Source organism: Nonomuraea sp. NPDC001699, from assembly GCF_053596455.1.
The window spans coordinates 205,843-225,070 of record NZ_JBSFGF010000013.1 but is presented as its reverse complement, the minus strand read 5'-3'; the positions used below and the strand labels follow the sequence as shown (position 1 = coordinate 225,070).

The window sequence follows — 19,228 nt, the reverse complement described above, 5'->3', positions numbered from 1 at the left end:
CGCACCGGGGCGTTCGCGCTCGCGGCGGCGGGGCTGCTCGACGGCCGCCGGGTCACGACGCACTGGAACCAGGCGGCCCGGTTCAGCGCGTTGTTCCCCCGGGTGACCCTCGACGCGGAGGTGCTCTTCGTCGACGACGGCGAGACGGCGGCCAGGCGCAGTACATCGAACAGCCCGTGCCCGAGCCGTCCGCGGCGGGGACCTCCGCGACACGGGAATGGGCGCTCGAACGGCTGGCCGAGCCGCTGACGCTGACCGACCTCGCCGCACACGCCCGGATGAGCCTGCGCACGTTCGCCCGCCGCTTCCAGGACGAGGCCGGGATCAGTCCGGGGCGGTGGCTGACCCAGCAGCGGGTCGGCCGGGCCCGGGAGCTCCTGGAGTCCAGCGACCTGCCCGTCGAGCTGGTCGCCCACCAGGTGGGCTTCGCCACCGCCGCGTCTTTGCGTCAGCATCTGCACGCCGCGATCGGGGTCTCGCCGCAGGCGTACCGTCACACCTTCCAGGCCGCCGCCGCGCCGGCTCAGGTGACGTCGCGCCGGAGCGTGACGAGCCCGGCGACCAGCACGACGACCGCCACGTAGCCGGCGAACAACAATCCCCCGCCCCAGGCGGGCAGCAGGGCCGCGGTGTCCGGTCGCAGGCCGCCGAGTGCCCTGGCCGCCCCCGTCGGAAGCCAGGGATAGACGCCGGGAGCCAGCCAGGTCAGGAGGTAGTCGCCGTACAGGAAGATCAGGGCCGCCAGGACGACGGCGGCGAGCTGGTTCCTGATCAGCACGGCCAGCGCGACCCCGAACACCGCGTACCCGGCCGTGGCGAGCACCCCGCCCGCGAGGGAGGGCAGCACGTCGGGGCCCGTCACCGGCAGTCCCCTGACGGCCAGCAGCGCCGCGCCCGCCGCGAGCGTGGTCAGCGCCGACACCACGGCCACCGCCAGGCCGACCAGGCCGTAGGCCAGCAGCTTCGCCGTCACCACGGCCCCTCTGCGTGGTGTGACGAGGAAGGACCAGCCGATGGTCTGATGCCGAAACTCGCCGGACATGCCCAGCACGCCCAGGATCAGGGTGAAGACGTAGGCCTGCTGGGCCATGCCGTAGACGTTCCCCGGCGGCGGGGCCGGTGACGACATGGCGACGAGGGCCGCCCACGACACGCAGAACGCGGGGGCGATCGCGGCGAGGACCCAGGTGGCACGGTTCGCGCGGGCCCTCGACAGCTCCGCGCGGACGAGCCGCGCCGTCCGGCCGCCGGCCGGCGGGCCGAGGGGGGTCATCCGGTCACCTCCAGGTAGAGCTCCTCCAGGCCGGCCCCGGTCCTGAGCGGACCGCTCCACCGCAGGCGGCCGGCCGCGACGATCATCACGTGGTCGGCGATCTGCTCGACCTCGGCCAGCACGTGGCTGGAGAGCAGCACGCTGTTGCCGTCCATGGCGTACGCCCGCAGGAACCCGCGCAACCACCGGATGCCGGCCGGGTCGAGCCCGATGGCCGGCTCGTCCAGGACGAGCAGCCCGGGTTCGCCGAGCAGGGCGGTGGCCAGGGCGAGCCGCTGCCGCATGCCCAGTGAGAACCCGCGCACCCTTCTGGGCCCGGCCTGCGCGAGGTCGACGAGTTCGAGCACCTGCCCGACCCGCGCCTCGTCGAGCCCGGCCGCGACGGCGACGGCCCTCAGGTGCGCCTGCGCGGTGAGGCCGGGATGGAAGCCGGTGGCCTCCAGCACCGCGCCGACCTGCCGGAGCGGCCGGTCGAGGTCGCGGTACGGCCGGCCGCCGACGGTCGCGCGGCCCGAGTCGGGGGTGACCAGGCCCAGGATCATGCGCAGTGTGGTCGTCTTGCCCGCCCCGTTGGGCCCGAGGAAGGCGGTGACGGCGCCGGGGGGAGTCTCGAAGGACAGGTCGTCGACGGCGGCGACCTTCCCGTACGACTTGCTGACGTGCTCGACGCGGATGACTGTCATGGTCGCCAGCCTCCGGCAACGGCCCCGGCGGACGCATGGGAGCACGGGTGGAAGCCGACTCCACCCGTGGGCCGATGACCGCGGCCACGCGGGCGGCTAGCGTGAACTCGTGGTCCTCCCCCGCCGCCCGGTGATCCGCCTTCTCATCGCGCTGCTCCTGGTCTACCTCGCCTACGGCCCGGTCTTCCTGGTGGTCACCCGCCCGACCGCGGCCGCGGCCCTGCTCGTCCTGCCGCTGGCGGCGGCCCCTCTGGCCGCGTGCGTGTGGGCGCTGGCCGGGCGGTCCACGCGGCGCAACGCCTGGCTGTTGCTGACCACCGTGGCAGGCGGCCTGGTCATGCACCTGGTCGAGCCGTACAGCGGGGTCGGCTTCTGCTTCGTGACGGCCTTCGCCGCGCCCTTCCGGACCAGACCACGCGTCGCGATGGCGTTGACCACACTGATCATCGTCGGCATGCCGGGCGTGTCGTACCGTACCGGGCTCGACATGAACACGGCCTGGGGGATGACGGCGGGCCTGGCCTACTCCGCGGTGTTCGCGTTCCTGCTCGCCCACCAGTCCGCCACCAGGCGGCAGGCCGCCGAGATGACCGAGGCGCGGGCGCGTGAGGCGGTGCTGTCCGAACGGGCGCGGCTGGCCCGCGAGGTGCACGACATCCTGGCCCACACCCAGTCCGCGCAGATCGTGCACCTGGAGGGCGTGCGCATGATGCTGAAACAGGGGGGCGACCGGGCCGCCGCGCTCGACCGGGTCGAGCGGGCCGTCGGGCTGGCCCGGGCGGGCCTGGAGGAGACCCGCAGGGCGCTGGACATGCTGCGCGGCGAGGACCTGCCGCTGCGGGAGCGCCTCGAACGGCTGGCGGCGGAGTTCCGGGCCGCCACGGGGAGGGAGTGCGTCCTGTCGATCGAGGAGGGCGCCCAGGCCTTGGGCGCGGAGGCGCGGCTGGCCGTCGCCCGCACCGCCCAGGAGGCGCTGACCAACGTGCGCAAGCACGCGCCGGGGGCGTCGGTCGTGGTGACACTGCGCCGGGTGGACCGGTCGAGCGAGCTGGAGGTGCGCGACCACGGCGGGCAGCCGGGCCCGCCCGCGCCGGGCGGCGGCCACGGCCTGGTCGGCATGCGCGAACGGGCCGCGCTCATCGGCGGCACGCTCACCACCCACGCCCGGGAGGACGGGTTCACCGTGCTGCTGCGGGTGCCGTCATGAGCGTTCGGGTGCTGGTGGTCGACGACCAGACGGTGGTGCGCGAGGGGCTGGTGCTGCTGCTTGAGCTCGTGCCCCGGGTCCAGGTCGTCGGCACGGCCGGCGACGGCCTGCAGGCGGTGCGCATGGCGGCCGAACTGCTGCCCGACGTGGTGCTGATGGATCTACGGATGCCGCTGCTCGACGGCGTCGAGGCGACCCGCCGCATCCGTGCCGCGCGGCCCGCCACCGAGGTCGTGGTGTTGTCGACGTACTGCGACGACGAGCTGGTGTTCGCCGCCCTGAGCGCCGGCGCCCGGGGCTATCTCACCAAGGACACCGACGCCGAGTCCCTGGCCCAGGCCGTGTGCGGGGTGGCAGGGGGGCGGACGCCGTTCTCGCCGCGGGTACGGCGCGGGCCGGGCCCCGGCCCCATCGTTGCCGCCGCCGATCGGCGTGGGGGCGGCTCCCGTCCCCTCCCCGACGGGCTGACCCAGCGGGAGGGCGGGGTGCTGGAGCTGATCGCGGCAGGCTGCTCCAACGCCGAGATCGCGGCCCGCCTGTTCATCTCCGAGGCCACCGTGAAGAGCCACATCAACAACTTGTTCGCCAAGATCGGCGTACGCGACCGGGCCCAGGCGGTCACCTACGCCTTCAGGAACGGCCTGGCGCCCCGCGAGTGAGCTGCGCCGGCGTTTCGGATGTGTCGTTATCGAGTTTTCGCTCATCGCATCACTTAACCGGCGTCGAGGGGCATAGTAATTTGCTCGAATGCCTCAATCACGTGGTAGGCGACGGCCGGTCATCGTACGATGGCTGGCCGTCCTCGTCATCGCCGCCGGCATCCCGGCGGGAACGGGCTCATCAACCGCGTACGCGTCGGTCACGCAACCGCCGCCGAACGCCGTCATCGTCTGGGACCGCAACGCCCAGACCGCCATCTGGGACGTCGCCGGCCAGCAACCGCAGGTCCAGGCCCGCAGCTTCGCCATGGTCCACGGAGCCGTCTACGACGCGGTGAACGCGATCGCCGGCACCCCCTACCAGCCGTACCTGATCGCTCCCCGGGCCGACGGCGGGGAGTCGGCGGAGGCCGCCGTCGCCACCGCCGCCTTCCGCGTGCTGAACAAGCTCTTCCCGGCCCAGCAGGCACGACTGACGACCCAGTACGACGAATACCTGGCCACGATCGCCGACGGCCGCGCGAAACGACGCGGCATCGCCGTGGGCGACCAGGCGGCGGCCTCGATGATCGCCGCCAGGGAGAACGACGGGGCGTTCGGCGACCAGACCTGGCCCACCGGCACCGAGCCCGGCCGGTGGCGGCCGACGCCGCCCACGAACGCCTCCGACGGGGCCTGGGTCGGCGAGCTCAAGCCGTTCCTCATCCCCAGCGCGTCCATGTTCCGCACGTCGGGCCCGCCCGCGCTCACCAGCGCCCGCTACGCCAGGGACTTCAACGAGCTCAAGCGGATCGGCGCGGCCGGCAGCACGGTCAGGACGCAGGACCAGACGGAGGCCGCGATCTACTGGCACGACCGGCGCCTGGCCGAATGGGAGATCAAACGCCAGCTCGCCACGACGCGGCGGCTGAACACCCTTCAGGCGGCCCGGATGTTCGCGATGGTCGACCTGTCCGAGGCCGACGCCACGACCGCCTGTTACAACGAGAAGGCGGCGTGGGCCTTCTGGCGGCCGATCACCGCGATCCGCCTGGCCGACACCGACGGCAACCCCGCCACCGTGGCCGACCCGGACTGGACGCCGCTGCTCGTCACCCCGCCGCACCCCGACTACACCTCCGGGCACACCTGCTTCACGGCGGCCAGCATGTCGGCGCTGACCGCCTTCTTCGGCAGGGACGACATCCCCTTCAGCGGCCACAGCGCCGATTCGGGCACCACCAGGACCTTCCGCGGCTTCTCCCACGCCCTGGCCGAGGTCGTCGAGGCCCGCATCTGGGGCGGCATCCACACCCGTACGGCGGACGTGCAGGGCGCCAGGATCGGCGCCCAGGTCACCGCCTACATGGTCAGGCACTACTTCCGGCCGAAACGGTGAGACCGGGCAAGCGACCCGATTTGCACTGAGACAGCCGCCCGGGTCATCGACCTCCCGCACGACGGTCGGTCACCGGGCGGCGGTCACAGAACGGCGGTGTCGAGCGGGATCGGGCGGAACATCTGCGGCTCGTCCTCGGGGGTCAACGCCGTCGGACCGAAGATCCAGTCGACGAACGAGTAGTCGAGGACGTCGCGGTCCCGCAGCAGGGCGTTGCGCTGCAGCCTGGCAAGGCCGTCGAGGTGCCACAACGCGCCCCACGCCCGCGCGGTGGTCACCACGCGGCGGCAGTGCTCGGGCCGTACCGCCTGGTAGGCGGCGAGCGTCCGGTCCCAGTCCACCTCCGGGCCGCCCTCGGCGCGCTGGGCGGCGACGTGCTCGCCGAGCACCCAGCCGTCCTCGATCGCCATGATCGCGCCCTGTGCCATGTACTGCAGGGGCGGGTGCGCGGCGTCGCCGAGCAGCGCGATGCGGCCGGTGACCCAGGTCATGATCGGGTCGCGGTCGAACATCCGCCACCAGCGGTCGCGCCACATCAGCGGCAACCCCTTCTGGACCTGGTCGCAGGTGCCCGCGAACGCCGCGTCCAGCTCGTCGGGGGTTCCCCAGTCGTCCTCGCCGGCCAGCGCCTTGGGCGACTCGAACACCGCGACCTGGTTGAACGTCCGCGCGCCCCGCAGGGGGTACTGCACGAAGTGGCAGCGCGGGCCGATGTACACCACGACGTCCTTGTCGTGGACGTCGTTGCCGGCCACCTGCTCGTACGGCACGGCGCAGCGGTAGGCGACGTACCCGGAGCTCACCGGCTCGTCCTGGACCAGCAGTTCGCGGGCGACCGAGTGCAGCCCGTCGGCGGCGATCACCACGTCCGCCTCGTCCGCGCGGCCGTCGGCGAAGCGCACGCGGGCGCCGCCGCCGAGGTTGCCGTACCACGTGCAGCGGGCGTCGGTGAGCAGCTCGACGCCCGCGCGTTCGCAGGCGCGCAGCAGGATGCCGTGCAGGTCGCTGCGGTGCATCACCAGGTACGGGTAGCCGTAGCGGCGTTCGACGTCGCGGAGGTCGAGCCGGGTCAGCTCGCCGGCGTCCACGGCGTCCTTCATGACCATGGTCTCGGGCAGCACGCCGAGGGCGGCCGCCTCCTCCAGCAGCCCGAAACGGTCCAGGATGCGGGTGCAGTTCGGGGCGAGCTGGAGTCCCGCGCCGACCTCGCCGAACGCGGAGGCCGCCTCGTACACCCTGACCCGCAGCCCCTGGCGGACCAGGGCGAGCGCGGCGGACAGGCCGCCGATGCCGCCCCCGACGACGATCACGTCGGCGCGGGTGGAGGGGAAGCTGTCCATGGGGTCCTCTTTCGTCACAGCCATGGAGGCAGGGTCGGTGGGGGGCCGCCGTCGGCGGCGGTCACGCCGCTCGCCGGGCGTCCGGCCAGGTAGGCGGTCACGTCGGCCAGCGATCCCCGGACGTCGGGCACGGCGTCGTGGCCCCGCTTGGCGCGGATGTCGTCCCGCAGCTCCCGCAGGAAGTCGCCGGGCAGGTCGGCGAAGGTGAGCCCGGTCGCGAGGTCCACCGCGTGCACCATGACCTCCCGGGCGCGCATCCACGGGGTCTCGCTCGCCGGCACGGTCCGCCCCTGGGCGGTCACCACCTCGGCCCGCCACGCCTGCTCGGGCAGTGCCGCCATCGCGGCGGCCAGGGTCGCGGCGGACTCGGTGAACCACCGGGTCAGCTCGCCGGCGCCGAGCAGGGCGCCTCGTTCGATCCCGGCGGCGCGCTCCTGCGGCGAGGCGTACATCGGGCTCTCCTCGCCGGTGCGCGCCCACCGGACCAGGTTGCCGATCGCCTCGGCGTTCGCCGCCAGGTGGGCCACGACGTGCCTGCGCGTCCAGCCCGGCAGAGCCGACGCGGCGCCGTACTCCTCCTCCGACAGGCCGGCGATCGCCGAGGCGCACAGCGCGGTCCCGGTGTCGGCCCAGGCGAGCGTGGCGGCCAGGTCGCGCGGCATCAGTCGCCCTCTCGCACGACGCGGTTCTCCAGCCTGCCCAGCGACTCGATCTCGGTCACGACGACCTCGCCGCCCTTCAGGAAGACCGGAGGCTTGCGCGCGTGGCCGACGCCGCCCGGCGTGCCGGTCGCGATCACGTCGCCCGGGTTGAGCCGGACGATCGTCGAGACGTAGCGGACCAGGGCGACCGGGTCGAAGAGCAGGTCGCCGGTGTTGTCCGACTGCATCACCTGGCCGTCGACCTCGCATCGGATGTCGAGCGCCGGACGCGGGCCGGTCTCGTCCGCGGTGACGAGGAACGGGCCGAGCGGGGTGGTGGAGTCCCAGTTCTTGCCCTGCAGCCATTCCCGGGTCCGGAACTGCCAGTCCCGGCAGGTGATGTCGTTGAGCACGGTGAACCCGGCGATCGCGGCGACCGCCTGCTCCTCGTCCGCGCGGCGCGTCTGCCGGCCGATGACGACGGCGAGCTCGGCCTCCCAGTCGAACTGCCCGGTCTCGGCCGGACGCCGGATCTCGTCCGTGGCGCCGATGAGGGTGTCGGCGAACTTGGAGAAGAGCGTCGGGTACTCGGGCAGGTCGCGGCCCATCTCCTTGATGTGGTTCTGGTAGTTCAGCCCGACGCAGACGACCTTGCTCGGCCGCGGCACGACCGGGGCGAGGTCGGCTCCGTCCAGCGCGTGCCGGGGGCCGTCGGCGGTCGCGGCGGCCCGGAGACCGCCGGGCGCTGCCAGCACCGCGCCGACGTCGGGCAGGCCCACCTCGACGAGCTGGTCTCCCTCGACGCGGACGGCGGCGGTGCGGTGGTCGTCCAGACGGACGGTGGCGAGCTTCATCGGCCGCCCTCCTCGGTGTGGCTGCGGAACAGGTTGAGTTTGGTGAAGATCGGGGCGTCGCTGAACTGGAACAGGTCGAGCGCGCCGGAGTCGGAGTCGGAGCCCGACGCCTCCGAGCGGATCGACAGCGGTTGCCAGGACGGCACGACGAAGAGGTCCCCGCGGGTGACCTGCCAGGACACGTCGCCGACGGTGACCCGGCCGGACCCGTCGAAGACCTGGTAGACCGACGAGCCGGTCTCCCGGTACGGCGCGGTCTCCACGCCCGGCACGATCCGGTGGAACTGCGCCCGGATCGTCGGGAGCACGTCGCCCGCGGTCGCCGGGTCGGTGTAGCGGACCAGGGCGTGGCCGGATTCGATCGTGCCGGGGTGTCCCTCCCGCTCCAGCGCGAGCTGGTCGGCCAGCGCGGCGTCGGTGTCGGTCCAGCGGTAGCAGAGCAGGGGCGTGCCCTCGTGCCGGCGCAGCTGCGAGACCGGCGCCAGGCCGGGGTGTCCCCACAGGCGTTGCGAGCGGGAGCGGTCGGGGGTGGCGTGCTCCTCCTCGCTGAGGGTGTCCCGGCCGAAGTCGAAGAACTGCGCCTCGACGCCGTACTGGAAGGGGATGTCGAGACCGTCGATCCAGGCCATCGGGGTGTCGGCCGCGTTGTGGTGTGCGTGCCAGTGCAGGCCGGGCTGGGGCAGGAAGTCGCCCCTGCGCATCGGCACCGGGTCGCGCTCGACCACCGTCCACACCCCCTCGCCCTCGACGACGAAGCGGAAGGCGTTCTGGGTGTGCCGGTGCTCGGGGGCGTTCTCGCCCGGCATCAGGTACTGGATCGCGGCCCACAGGGTCGGCGTCGCGTAGGGCTTGCCGCCCAGGCTCGGGTTGGCCAGCGCGATCGCCCGGCGCTCGCCGCCGCGGCCGACCGGGACCAGTTCCCCGGCGCGGCCGGCGAGGCCGAGCAGCGTGTTCCAGTCCCACCGGTGCGGCTGCGCGCTGGAGCGCGGGTGCGGCGGCATCAGGTCGCCGATCTCGGTCCACAACGGGACGAGCAGCGCCTCTTCGAAGCCTCGGTAGAGGTCCTCCAGCTCGGGGCTGAGGGAGGGCTGGTCCGGCCGGTCCACAGCGGCGAGCCTGACCGGCGACCTGCCTGCGTTCACATGGGGCATGGCCCCGACTATCCGTGGAGATGACGGGTCCGGAAAAGAGGATTCTGCAAGACGGAATCATGTGCGAGGATCGGTCCCATGGCGAAGCCCATGAAGACCCCGCCCGCCTACGCGCCGAGCAGCGTCGACCATGCCCTCCAGCTGGCGCAGATCCTCCAGCTCGACGGCGTGGTGACGGTCTCGGCCGCGGCCGAGCGCCTGGGCGTGGCCCGCTCGACGGCCCACCGGCTGCTGACCGCGCTGGTGTACCGCGATTTCGCGGTGCAGAACGAAGACCGCAGCTACCGGGTGGGCCCCGTCCTGGCTCTGGCCGAGCGCGCCCGGTCCGACGTCGGCGCACTGCGCGCGGCGGCCCTGGGGGCGATGCGGGCGCTGGTGGACCGCATCGACGAGACGGTGAACCTCAGCATCCGCACCGGCCGCAACGTGCGCTTCATCGCCTCGGTCGAGTGCGGGCAGGCGCTGCGGGTGGGCAGCCGCGAGGGGATGGTCTTCCCGGCCCACCAGGCCACCGGCGGCCTGGTGACGCTGGCGGCGCTGTCGGACGAGGAGCTGGAGCTCCTCTACGCCGCCGACGATCGCGGCGATCCGGCCGAGGAGCTGCCGGATCTTGTGCGGCTGCGGCGCGACCTGCGGTCCGTGCGGCGCAGCGGGGTCGCGCTCAACCTCGAACGCACCGAGCGGGGGGTGGTCGCCGTCGGATGCCCGGTGAAGGGCCGCGACGGCGCGACCTGGGCGGCGCTGTCGGTCTCGATGCCCAGCGTCCGCTACTCCCCCAAGCAGATCAAGCCGCTCGTCGCCGCGCTCACGGCCGCCGCGGACTCGATCACCCACGCCCTCTGAGCCCGTGCGCTTTCGGAGCGCCGGGTCACCGCAGGGTCCGCCGGGTCACCGGAGGAGGTCGCGGCGGCTGAGGGTGCTGGCGAGCGCGGCCGCCGCCGCGCGTACCGCGGTGGCGTGGCCCTCGGGCCGGAACCTGCCGGTCGGCCCGGCCACGCTGATCGCGGCCAGCGGCTCGTCGCCGCGGCCCAGCACCGGCGCGGCGACGCACAGCAGCCCGACGGCCGACTCCTCCGCCTCGAACGCGACGCCGGTCTCCGCGACGCGCCGCAACTGGCCGCGCAGGATGCTCGGCGCGACGACGGTGTGCGGGGTACGTCGTTCGAGCGGGCCGGTCAGCACGTCGCGCCGCAGGCCGGGGTCGGCGTAGGCGAGCAGCGCCTTGCCGATCGCGGTGCAGTGGAGCGGCATCCGGCCGCCGGTGCGCGAGGGGGCCCTGGCCTGGCGGTGGCCGCCGATCTTGGCCACGTAGACGACGTCGTGGCCCTCCCGCACCCCGAGGTGGACGGTCTCGTGGGTGCGTTCGTAGAGGTCCTGGAGGAACGGCATCGCCAGTTCGAGCAGGCTGCGCTCCAGCGAGGCGAGCATGCCGAGCTCGAACAGGCCGCCGCTGAGCCGGTAGCCGCCGTCGGCGCGGTCGAGCAGCCGGTTGGCGACCAGATCTCCGGCCAGCCGGTGGACGGTCGCCTTGTGCAGGCCGGTACGCCGTACCAGCTCGGCGAGCCCGACGACCCGGTCCTCGGGCCGGAAGGCGCGCAGGATCGTCACCGCCTTGCCCAGCACGGTGTCGAGATCCGCCCTTTCCGTCACCCGCACAGCGTATCGCTGAGCGAGACGATGTGCTGGTTGCGGTGCCGTCCTGCCTGCACAGTGGGGGTATGAACGAAACCATCGGAGCGGCAGCCGCCGGGCCGTCCGACATAGCCGCCGCGGCCGGGCGGCTCACGCGGGCGGCCGCGTCCGGCGTGCCGTGCGCCCCCGTGCGGGATCTGATCGGCCGTGACGACCTGGCCGCCGCGTACGCCGTGCAGGCCGCGCTCACCGGGGCCCGCCTCGCCGCCGGCGCCCGGATCACCGGCCGCAAGATCGGCCTGACGTCCGAGGCGGTGCAACGGCAGCTCGGCGTCGACCAGCCGGACTTCGGCGTCCTGTTCGAGGACATGGCCTACGCCGACGGCGCCGTGATCCCGGCCGGACGGGTCCTCCAGCCGAGGGCGGAGGCGGAGATCGCGTTCGTGCTCGGCTCCGACCTGGCCGACGGCCCCCTCGACGCCCGGCAGGTCCGCGACGCCGTCGAGTACGGCGTCGCCGCGCTGGAGATCTGCGGCAGCCGGATCGCCGGATGGGACATCTCCTTCGGCGACACGGTCGCCGACAACGCCTCCGCGGGCGCCTACGTGCTCGGGACCGAGCGCCGCACCCTGGAGGAGTTCGAGCCGGTGGACGTCGTGATGTCCATGAGCATCGGCGGCCAGGAGGTCTCCACCGGCACCGGCGCGGCCTGTCTGGGCGACCCGATCGAGGCGGTCGTGTGGCTGGCGCGCACCGCCCGCGACCTCGGCGAGCCGCTGCGCGCCGGGCAGGTCGTCCTGTCCGGCGCGCTCGGCCCCATGCGGCCGGTCACCGCCGGCGACACCGTCACCGCCACCCTGTCCGGCCTCGGCACGGTGACGGCCGGCTTCACCGAAGGAGCAGCATCATGAGCAGGACGAAGGTCGCGATCATCGGCTCGGGCAACATCGGCACCGACCTGATGATCAAGGTTCTGCGCGGGGCCCGCCATCTGGAGATGGGGGCCATGGTCGGCATCGACGCCGCCTCGGACGGCCTGGCCCGCGCCGCCCGGCTCGGCGTCCCGACGACCCACGAGGGTGTGGACGGGCTGATCGCGCTGCCGGGCTTCGAGGAGATCGAGATCGTCTTCGACGCGACCTCGGCCAAGGCGCACGAGGTGAACGCCGCCCGGCTGACCCCGTTCGGGAAGCGGCTGATCGACCTGACCCCGGCGGCGATCGGCCCCTACGTCGTCCCCGCCGTCAACCTCGACGAGCACCTCGACGCGCCCAACGTGAACATGGTCACCTGCGGCGGTCAGGCCACGATCCCGATCGTCGCCGCCGTCAACCGGGTGGCGCCCGTCGAGTACGCCGAGATCGTCGCGTCCATCGCGTCGAAGTCGGCCGGTCCGGGCACCCGGGCCAACATCGACGAGTTCACCGAGACCACCTCGGCCGCCATCGAGCAGATCGGCGGGGCGCGCCGCGGCAAGGCGATCATCATCCTCAACCCCGCCGACCCGCCGCTGATCATGCGGGACACGGTCCTGTGCCTCGTCGCCGCGCCGGATCCGGCCGCGCGCGAGGAGATCGGCCGGTCGGTGGAGAAGATGGTCGCCGACGTGGCCGCCTACGTGCCCGGCTACCGGCTCAAGCAGCAGGTGCAGATCACCGAGATCCCCGCCGACCAGCCGGTCGGGACGCTCCTGGCCGCCGGGGCCGCGCGGCCCACCCACCAGGTGTCGGTCTTCCTCGAAGTCGAGGGGGCCGCGCACTACCTTCCGGCCTATGCCGGCAACCTCGACATCATGACCTCCGCCGCCCTGCGGGTCGCGGAACGCATCGCGGCAGGGAAGGCGGACCTCTGATGGGCACCCCGATCTTCGTCCAGGACGTCACGCTTCGCGACGGCATGCACGCCGTCCGCCACCGGATCGGCCTGGAGGACGTCAAGCGCATCGTCACGGCGCTCGACCGGGCAGGCGTCGACGCGATCGAGGTCGCGCACGGCGACGGCCTGGCCGGCGGCTCGCTCAACTACGGTCCCGGCTCGCACACGGACTGGGAGTGGATCGAGGCGGCGGCGTCGGTGCTGGTCAACGCCCGCCTCACCACGCTGCTGCTGCCCGGGGTGGGCACCGTCCACGAGCTGAAGCGCGCCCACGAGCTCGGCGTGCGATCCGTCCGGGTGGCCACGCACTGCACCGAGGCCGACATCTCCGCCCAGCACATCGCCGCGGCGCGCGAGATCGGCATGGACGTGTCCGGCTTCCTGATGCTCTCCCACATGGCCCCGCCGGAGGAGCTGGCCCGGCAGGCCAAGCTCATGGAGTCGTACGGCGCCCACTGTGTCTACGTCACCGACTCCGGCGGCCGGCTCACCATGAACGACGTGGCCGCGCGGGTGCGGGCGTACCGCGACGTCCTCGACCCGGGGACGGAGATCGGCATCCACGCCCACGAGAACCTCTCGCTGTCGGTCGCCAACTCCGTCGTCGCGGTCGAGAACGGCGTGCGCCGCGTGGACGCCTCGCTGGCCGGTCACGGCGCCGGGGCGGGGAACTGCCCGCTGGAGGCGTTCATCGCGGTCGCGGACCTGTCGGACTTCGAGCACCGGTGCGACCTGTTCCAGCTCCAGGACGCCGCCGACGACATCGTCCGCCCGTTGCAGGACCGTCCGGTGCGGGTCGACCGGGAGACCCTCACGCTGGGGTACGCCGGCGTCTACTCGTCCTTCCTCCGCCACGCCGAGTCGGCCGCCGCGCGGTACGGCGTGGACGTCCGCGACATCCTCATGGAGTGCGGTCGCCGCCGGCTGGTCGGCGGGCAGGAGGACATGATCGTCGACATCGCCCTCACGCTCGTCGCCGAGCGCGACCAGCGGTCCGCCTGACGCTCGTGCCCGGCCGCCCGGGGAGACCTCAGCGGCCGGGCAGCAGTGCCTGGCCCATCGCCACGATGGCGTCGGCGAGTTGCTCCATGAACTCCGCGATCGGTTTGCCGTCCCCGGACTGGAGGGAGACGAACGCGCCGTCGAAGCCGGCCATGCCGAAGTGGGCGAGGGCGTCCGCGACCGCGTTCGCGGCGTCCTCCCCCTCCCCGGCGAACGACGATCGGATCATGTGGCGCATGAGGTCGCGGCCCTCTTCGCGGACCTCGATCACGGTCTGCGTCGCCTCCGGCGCCTCGGCGGCCTCGTTGCTCATCACCAGCACGAGCAGCAGGCGCAGGAACTCCTCCCGGTGCACGAAGACCTCGCCGGTCCTGCGCAGGTACCAGCCCAGCCGCTCGCGGGGGGTGCCGCCGGGCGGCGGGTCGCGGTGGGCGTCGCGCATGGCGCCGAAGAAGCCCTGCGCCCCCTGGGCCATGACGGCCGACAGCAGCCCCGCCTTGGACTCGAAGTGGTGGTAGAAGGCGCTCTTGGGCAGGCCCGTCTCCTTGACGAGCGTCGAGATCGACGTGCCGGCGTAGCCGCGTACGGACATCACCCGGGCGGCCGCGTCGAGGATCTCCTGCCGGGACCGGCGGCCGCGGCTGTTTCCGGCCTGCGCCACCTGCGTGCTCTTCTCCACCTGCCGAAGTCTAGGGACCCCGGGAGGGAGGCTCGTCCATCCGCCGGTCAGGGCCGGATGAGAACTCGTTCGGGCCACCTCTTGACACGTTGCCGCAGGTCGTTGTTAGTCTCCTCACAATTGGACCGAACGTTTGGTCCAAAAGTGCCGCATCGAGCATGTGCGGCCGAGAACGGAGTCAGCGCATGACCGACAGCTACGACGCGGACGTCGCGATCATCGGGTACGGCCCGACCGGCGTGATCGCCGCCCTCACCCTGGCCAGGTACGGCGTGTCCGCCGTCGCCCTGGAACGTGACACGGACATCTACCCCCGGGCACGGGCCGTGACCGTCAACGACTGGACGATGCGGATCTTCCAGGACCTCGGCATCGACGAGCGGATCGAGAAGAAGATCGATCCCCAGCGGGCCCTGCGCTGGGTCACCTACGACGGCCGGGAGATCATGCGGATCGAGCATCCGCCCTCGACCCTGGGCCGCAAGGCGCGCTTCTACAACATCTACCAGCCGACCATGGAGACCGAGCTGCGCGCGGCCGCGCAGGACCACGGCGACCGCATCACCGTCCACTACGGCACCGAGGTCACCGGCGTCGCCCAGGACGCCGACGGCGTCACCGTCACCTCGACCGACACCGCGACCGGCCGCACGCGCACCACCCGCGCCCGCTACGCGATCGCCGCCGACGGCGGCGGCAGCACGACCCGCGGCGAGCTGGGCTGCCGCCTGGTGGGCGACACCAACGACGTCACCTGGGTCGTCATCGACTGCCGCGTCAAGCGCTGGTGGCCCGACCGCGACTTCCTGACCTTCTGGTCCGACAAGGAGCGGCCGGTCGTCGACATCGCACTGTCCGCCGGCAACCACCGCTGGGAGATCCCCCTCAAGCCGGACGAGACCCCCGCGAACTACCCGACCAGCGCCGAGGTCTGGCCGCTGCTGAAGGCCCTGGGCGTCACCGAGGACGACGTCGAGATCCACCGGCACGCCTTCTACAAGCACCACGTCCGGATGTGCGACACCTGGCGCACGGGCCGGGTGTTCCTGGCCGGGGACGCGGCCCACCTGATGCCGCCGTGGGCCGGCGCCGGCATGCAGTCCGGCATGCGCGACGCCCACAACCTGGGCTGGAAGCTCGCCCGCGTGCTCAAGGGCGAGCTGCCCGACAGCTGGCTGGACACCTACGAGGCCGAACGGCGTCCGAACACCGCCTTCTACACCGGGCTCGCGGTCCAGCTCGGACGGGTCATCAAACAGGAGCTGTCGGAGGAGGAGCAGGCCGCGATGAACGCGGTCCCGCAGGACACGGTCACCCCGTACGAGCCGCCGCTCACCGCGCCGCCGGTGCTGGCGGGCGGATGGATCAGGGGACCGCTGGGCGACGCCAGCATCGTCGGCCGCATGGTCCCCCAGCCGGTCGCCGGTGACACCACCGGCCGGATGGCGCGGCTGGACGACCTGCTCGGCGACGGGTTCGTGCTGCTCGGCGACGACGTCGACCCCGCGACGCTGCTGACGGCGCAGGAGAAGGCCGGCTGGGACGCGCTCGGCGCGCGCTACCTCGCCGTACGGCCGAAGACCGCCTACACGCAGGGCCCGGACGAGCTGGTCGACCTCGACGAGGTCCTGCTGCCGTGGCTGCGCAGGTACGGCGTCCGCGCCGTGGCGGTCCGTCCCGACAAGTTCGTCGCCGCGGCCGACGCCAGCGGCCTGGCCGTACCCGCCTGAATCGTCCACCTGAGAAGGAGAGGAAGACATGTCCGGAGTCAAGGAACTCGGTTACGTCGTCTACGAGGTCGGCGACCTGGCCGACTGGGAGCACTTCGCCGTCGAGCTGCTGGGGATGCAGGTCGGGGAGAAGATCGACGGCGGGTTCACCCTGCGCACCGACGAGAAGGCCCACCGCTGGATCGTCACCGGCGGCCCCGCCGACGACCTGGTGGCCACCGGCTACGAGGTCTCCGACGCCGCCGCGCTCGACGCGCTGGTCGAGAAGCTGCGCGCGGCCGGCGTCGAGGTCACCGAGGGCGACGACGCCCTGGCCGCGGCCCGCAAGGTGGAGCGCGTCCTCGTCACCGCCGACCCCATGGGCAACCGGGTCGAGCTGGTCACCGGGCTGGCCGACGCCGCCACGCCGTTCGAGTCGGCGAAGCTGCTCGGCGGGTTCGTGACGGGCGCCGGCGGCGCGGGCCACCAGGTCCTCCTGGCGCACGGCGTCACCCGCGAGACCTACCTGCACTTCTACATCGACCTGCTCGGCTTCAAGATCAGCGACATCATCGTCGAGGAGCTGGCCCCCGGCGTGGTCGCCGACCTGATCTTCCTGCACTGCAACGGCCGCCACCACACCGTGGCCTTCGGCGAGCTGCCCTCGCCGAAGAAGAGCCACCACTTCATGGTCGAGGTGACCGACATCCGCGACGTCGGCCTGGCCTACGACCGCTGCATGGACGCCGGGCAGCCGTTCGAGATGACCCTCGGGATGCACCCGAACGACCACATGTTCAGCTTCTACGTCTTCACCCCCTCGGGCTTCAGCGTCGAGTACGGCTGGGGCGGGCTGATCATCGACGACGAGACGTGGGAGGTGAAGACGCTCGACAAGCTGCACAGCTGGGGCCATCGTCCCCCGGGCGTCGTCGCCGGGCTGCTGGCCGACGCGCCCACACCGAACGGGGAGGACCACTGATGGCACTCGACGCCAAGGACATCGCGCGCACCGTCCGCACCGCCGACTGGGAGCTGCGCTACTACGAGGCCGGCTCCGGCCATCCGGTCGTGCTGCTCCACGGCAGCGGACCGGGCGCGACGGGCTGGAGCAACTTCGCCGGCAACATCGAGGCGCTGGCCGAGCACTTCCACGTGTACGCCGTCGACATGCCCGGCTGGGGCGAGTCGGACCCGGCGACCGTGGACCGGCTCGACCACGTGGAGGCGGCGATCCAGTTCCTGGACGCCCTCGGCATCGACAAGGCCGCGTTCGTCGGCAACTCGATGGGCGGGCAGACCTCGCTGCGGCTGGCCACCGAGCACCCCGATCGCATCTCGCACCTGATCACCATGGGCCCGCCGGTCGGCCGGATCCCCACGCTCTTCGGCGCCGGCGACGGCCCGTCCGAGGGCCTGAAGGTGCTGATCGAGGCCTACCGGGACGCGAGCCCTGCGAACATGCGCCGGCTCGTCGAGATCATGGTCTACGACAAGGCCCGGTTCGCCACCCCCGAACTGTGCCAGGCGCGCTCGGACGCCGCCCTCGCCCGCCCCGACCATCTGCGCAACTACGTGGACGGTCTGCCGAAGGGCGCCCCGCTGCCGAAGTGGGTCAAGCCCGACCTGCTGCCCTCGATCCAGGTGCCGACCCTGCTCATCCACGGCCGCGACGACCGCGTCGTGTCGTTCGAGACCTCGCTGTACCTGCTGGCCAACATCCCGAACAGCCGGCTGGTGCTGCTCAACCGCTGCGGGCACTGGGCGATGATCGAGCACGCCGACGAGTTCAACCGGCTGGTCGCCGACTTCATCGCCAACAACTGACCGAAGGGCCCCAGGTCCGCAGGGCCGCGGAGGACGGATCCCACCGTGCTCCGCGGCACCGGCCGCTCCGAGGCCCTCGACCGCCGCCCCCCGGGTCTCACATCGTGGATCCTTCCGCGCACGCCGTGTCGCGTGCACCCGGGTGAGGGGCCCTCCGGGCTTCGAGGGCGTCCAGGATCAGGTCGAGGCCGTAGCGGAACTCGCCGGTGTAGTCGTAGCCCGGACGCAGGGCGTGGTCGCGGATCATCTCGGCGAGGTACGGCAGCTCCTCCGCCGGCAGCCGCCGCAGGATGCCGCCGGCCACTTCCTCGACATCGTCCGGCGTCGTCACCGGCAGGCTCGCCTCCTGCAGGACGAACCCGTAGACGTAGCTGTCGACGAGCGAGACGGCGTGCGCGGCCATCGCCGGCGTGAACCCCGCCTCCCGCAGGACGCCCAGGACGGCGTCGTGATGACGCAGCGTCGCCGGTCCCGGATCGCGACGGGAGTCCATGAGCCCGAGAGCCCAGCTGTGCTGCGCCAGGACCGCGCGTGCGGAGAGGGCACGCGTACGGATCGCATCGCGCCAATCGCCGCGTTCGGCCCCGGGCAGCTCGATCGCCGCGAACACCGTGTCGACCACGCCGTCGAGGATGGCGTCCTTGTTCGGCACGTGGTGGTAGAGCGACATCGCCTCCACGCCCAGTTCCTGTGCCACCCGGCGCATCGTGATCGCCTCCACGCCGCCGCGATCCGCGACCCGGATCGCGGCTTCCAGCACGAGGCCTCTGCTGAGCGGTTGCGGTGGTGGCGGCACGACGGCTCCGGAGTGTGAGCGGGTTGACAGCCTTACGAGCGTAAGCCAACCTTACACCCGTAAGCAGCCTTACTGGCGTAAGGCTGTCTGGGTTCGCGTCCGCCGGAAGGGGATTTCGATGCCGATGCCGAGGTGGTGGGGGCGGGTGAACAAAAGGGTCTTCAACCCCCGCGCGATAACCGGCGGGAAATGGCCCGTCCTGATTCACGTCGGTCGCACGTCCGGCGCCACGTACCGCACGCCGCTCGATGCGCATCCCGTCGAGGGCGGCTACCTGTTCGTCCTGGTGTACGGATCGCGCTCCGACTGGGTGCGGAACGTCCTGGCGGCCAGAGGCGCGCGGCTCCGGGTCGACGGGCGAGAGGTGGAACTCACCGCCCCACGCCTCGTCGGGAAGGAGGAGGCGTTCCGGGCCCTTCCCGACGAGGTGGCACGCCCGCCGAAGCTGTTCCGCATCACCGAGTTCCTCCGCATGGACCTGCCCACAGGCTGACCCCGGCCGGCGTCACCACGACATCACAG

The 19,228-nt window shown here is 72.6% G+C and carries 20 protein-coding genes and 1 pseudogene; 12 read left to right on the top strand and 9 right to left on the bottom strand.

Going from position 1 to position 19,228, the window contains the following annotated elements:
- Positions 1 to 3: 3 nt before the first annotated feature.
- Positions 4 to 584, top strand: a pseudogene (locus ACWCSU_RS33600) (GlxA family transcriptional regulator); the annotation flags it as partial.
- Here the strand turns inward: ACWCSU_RS33600 and ACWCSU_RS33595 are convergent.
- Entirely contained in the window at positions 524 to 1,273 is a 750-nt protein-coding gene (locus tag ACWCSU_RS33595; RefSeq protein WP_449940370.1) for an ABC transporter permease, read from the bottom strand. The pseudogene ACWCSU_RS33600 and the gene ACWCSU_RS33595 sit on opposite strands and share 61 nt — an antisense overlap.
- Positions 1,270 to 1,956 carry an ABC transporter ATP-binding protein gene (locus ACWCSU_RS33590; RefSeq protein WP_449940367.1) on the bottom strand — a complete coding sequence of 229 codons (687 nt, stop codon included), beginning with the start codon at positions 1,954 to 1,956 and terminating at the stop codon, positions 1,270 to 1,272. The genes ACWCSU_RS33595 and ACWCSU_RS33590 overlap by 4 nt, the downstream gene beginning before the upstream one ends.
- 109 nt (positions 1,957 to 2,065) lie before the next feature.
- Here ACWCSU_RS33590 and ACWCSU_RS33585 point away from each other — a divergent pair, with 109 nt between their 5' ends.
- The 3 genes from ACWCSU_RS33585 (at position 2,066) to ACWCSU_RS33575 (ending at position 5,200) form a co-directional block, all read left to right on the top strand.
- Positions 2,066 to 3,163, top strand: coding sequence for a sensor histidine kinase (locus ACWCSU_RS33585; RefSeq protein WP_449940364.1), 1,098 nt, complete (start codon positions 2,066 to 2,068; stop codon positions 3,161 to 3,163).
- Positions 3,160 to 3,822, top strand: a complete 663-nt coding sequence (locus tag ACWCSU_RS33580) for a response regulator (protein WP_449940361.1) — start codon at positions 3,160 to 3,162, stop codon at positions 3,820 to 3,822. Before ACWCSU_RS33585 ends, ACWCSU_RS33580 begins: the two co-directional genes overlap by 4 nt.
- Before the next feature lie 88 nt (positions 3,823 to 3,910).
- Positions 3,911 to 5,200 carry a vanadium-dependent haloperoxidase gene (locus ACWCSU_RS33575; RefSeq protein WP_449940359.1) on the top strand — a complete coding sequence of 430 codons (1,290 nt, stop codon included), beginning with the start codon at positions 3,911 to 3,913 and terminating at the stop codon, positions 5,198 to 5,200.
- A gap of 83 nt (positions 5,201 to 5,283) precedes the next feature.
- On the opposite strand, the gene ACWCSU_RS33570 is transcribed toward ACWCSU_RS33575, so the two are convergent.
- Genes ACWCSU_RS33570 through ACWCSU_RS33555 form a run of 4 tightly spaced genes read right to left on the bottom strand, consistent with a single transcriptional unit; the run spans position 5,284 to position 9,186 of the window.
- Positions 5,284 to 6,564 carry an FAD-dependent monooxygenase gene (locus ACWCSU_RS33570; protein WP_449940357.1) on the bottom strand — a complete coding sequence of 427 codons (1,281 nt, stop codon included), beginning with the start codon at positions 6,562 to 6,564 and terminating at the stop codon, positions 5,284 to 5,286.
- Entirely contained in the window at positions 6,555 to 7,202 is a 648-nt protein-coding gene (locus ACWCSU_RS33565; protein WP_449940354.1) for a maleylpyruvate isomerase family mycothiol-dependent enzyme, read from the bottom strand. Before ACWCSU_RS33565 ends, ACWCSU_RS33570 begins: the two co-directional genes overlap by 10 nt.
- The gene (locus ACWCSU_RS33560) at positions 7,202 to 8,035 is read right to left on the bottom strand and encodes a fumarylacetoacetate hydrolase family protein (RefSeq protein ID WP_364093136.1); all 834 of its coding nucleotides are present in this window, start codon (positions 8,033 to 8,035) and stop codon (positions 7,202 to 7,204) included. The genes ACWCSU_RS33565 and ACWCSU_RS33560 overlap by 1 nt, the downstream gene beginning before the upstream one ends.
- A complete protein-coding gene (locus ACWCSU_RS33555) occupies positions 8,032 to 9,186 on the bottom strand; it encodes a cupin domain-containing protein (protein ID WP_449940350.1) in 1,155 nt (384 codons plus the stop codon). The genes ACWCSU_RS33560 and ACWCSU_RS33555 overlap by 4 nt, the downstream gene beginning before the upstream one ends.
- Positions 9,187 to 9,264: 78 nt before the next feature.
- Here ACWCSU_RS33555 and ACWCSU_RS33550 point away from each other — a divergent pair, with 78 nt between their 5' ends.
- Positions 9,265 to 10,029, top strand: a complete 765-nt coding sequence (locus tag ACWCSU_RS33550) for an IclR family transcriptional regulator (RefSeq protein WP_357701949.1) — start codon at positions 9,265 to 9,267, stop codon at positions 10,027 to 10,029.
- Positions 10,030 to 10,074: 45 nt separating this feature from the next.
- Here the strand turns inward: ACWCSU_RS33550 and ACWCSU_RS33545 are convergent, their stop codons facing one another.
- The gene (locus tag ACWCSU_RS33545; RefSeq protein WP_357701946.1) at positions 10,075 to 10,836 is read right to left on the bottom strand and encodes an IclR family transcriptional regulator; all 762 of its coding nucleotides are present in this window, start codon (positions 10,834 to 10,836) and stop codon (positions 10,075 to 10,077) included.
- A 68-nt stretch (positions 10,837 to 10,904) separates the two neighbouring features.
- Here ACWCSU_RS33545 and ACWCSU_RS33540 point away from each other — a divergent pair, with 68 nt between their 5' ends.
- Genes ACWCSU_RS33540 through dmpG form a run of 3 tightly spaced genes read left to right on the top strand, consistent with a single transcriptional unit; the run spans position 10,905 to position 13,695 of the window.
- Entirely contained in the window at positions 10,905 to 11,729 is an 825-nt protein-coding gene (locus tag ACWCSU_RS33540; RefSeq protein WP_449940347.1) for a 2-keto-4-pentenoate hydratase, read from the top strand.
- Complete coding sequence (locus tag ACWCSU_RS33535) at positions 11,726 to 12,670, top strand: acetaldehyde dehydrogenase (acetylating) (RefSeq protein ID WP_449940344.1); 945 nt, start codon at positions 11,726 to 11,728, stop codon at positions 12,668 to 12,670. The genes ACWCSU_RS33540 and ACWCSU_RS33535 overlap by 4 nt, the downstream gene beginning before the upstream one ends.
- On the top strand, positions 12,670 to 13,695 hold the full coding sequence (dmpG, locus tag ACWCSU_RS33530; protein ID WP_357701939.1) for a 4-hydroxy-2-oxovalerate aldolase: 1,026 nt from the start codon (positions 12,670 to 12,672) through the stop codon (positions 13,693 to 13,695). The genes ACWCSU_RS33535 and dmpG overlap by 1 nt, the downstream gene beginning before the upstream one ends.
- A 28-nt stretch (positions 13,696 to 13,723) precedes the next feature.
- On the opposite strand, the gene ACWCSU_RS33525 is transcribed toward dmpG, so the two are convergent.
- Positions 13,724 to 14,374 (bottom strand): TetR/AcrR family transcriptional regulator, encoded by a 651-nt coding sequence (locus ACWCSU_RS33525; protein ID WP_449940342.1) that lies wholly within the window; start codon positions 14,372 to 14,374, stop codon positions 13,724 to 13,726.
- 185 nt (positions 14,375 to 14,559) lie between these two features.
- Here ACWCSU_RS33525 and ACWCSU_RS33520 point away from each other — a divergent pair, with 185 nt between their 5' ends.
- From ACWCSU_RS33520 to ACWCSU_RS33510, 3 genes are read left to right on the top strand one after another with little or no spacing between them, the layout of a single operon-like run.
- The gene (locus ACWCSU_RS33520) at positions 14,560 to 16,104 is read left to right on the top strand and encodes a bifunctional 3-(3-hydroxy-phenyl)propionate/3-hydroxycinnamic acid hydroxylase (RefSeq protein WP_449940339.1); all 1,545 of its coding nucleotides are present in this window, start codon (positions 14,560 to 14,562) and stop codon (positions 16,102 to 16,104) included.
- 28 nt (positions 16,105 to 16,132) lie between these two features.
- Positions 16,133 to 17,065 carry a VOC family protein gene (locus ACWCSU_RS33515; RefSeq protein ID WP_364093110.1) on the top strand — a complete coding sequence of 311 codons (933 nt, stop codon included), beginning with the start codon at positions 16,133 to 16,135 and terminating at the stop codon, positions 17,063 to 17,065.
- Entirely contained in the window at positions 17,065 to 17,910 is an 846-nt protein-coding gene (locus ACWCSU_RS33510; RefSeq protein WP_449940336.1) for an alpha/beta fold hydrolase, read from the top strand. The genes ACWCSU_RS33515 and ACWCSU_RS33510 overlap by 1 nt, the downstream gene beginning before the upstream one ends.
- Before the next feature lie 97 nt (positions 17,911 to 18,007).
- Here ACWCSU_RS33510 and ACWCSU_RS33505 read toward each other — a convergent pair whose 3' ends face one another.
- On the bottom strand, positions 18,008 to 18,670 hold the full coding sequence (locus ACWCSU_RS33505) for a TetR/AcrR family transcriptional regulator (protein ID WP_449940334.1): 663 nt from the start codon (positions 18,668 to 18,670) through the stop codon (positions 18,008 to 18,010).
- 181 nt (positions 18,671 to 18,851) lie between these two features.
- Between ACWCSU_RS33505 and ACWCSU_RS33500 the strand changes: the two genes are divergently transcribed.
- Positions 18,852 to 19,199, top strand: coding sequence for a nitroreductase family deazaflavin-dependent oxidoreductase (locus tag ACWCSU_RS33500; RefSeq protein ID WP_449940331.1), 348 nt, complete (start codon positions 18,852 to 18,854; stop codon positions 19,197 to 19,199).
- Positions 19,200 to 19,228: the final 29 nt, after the last annotated feature.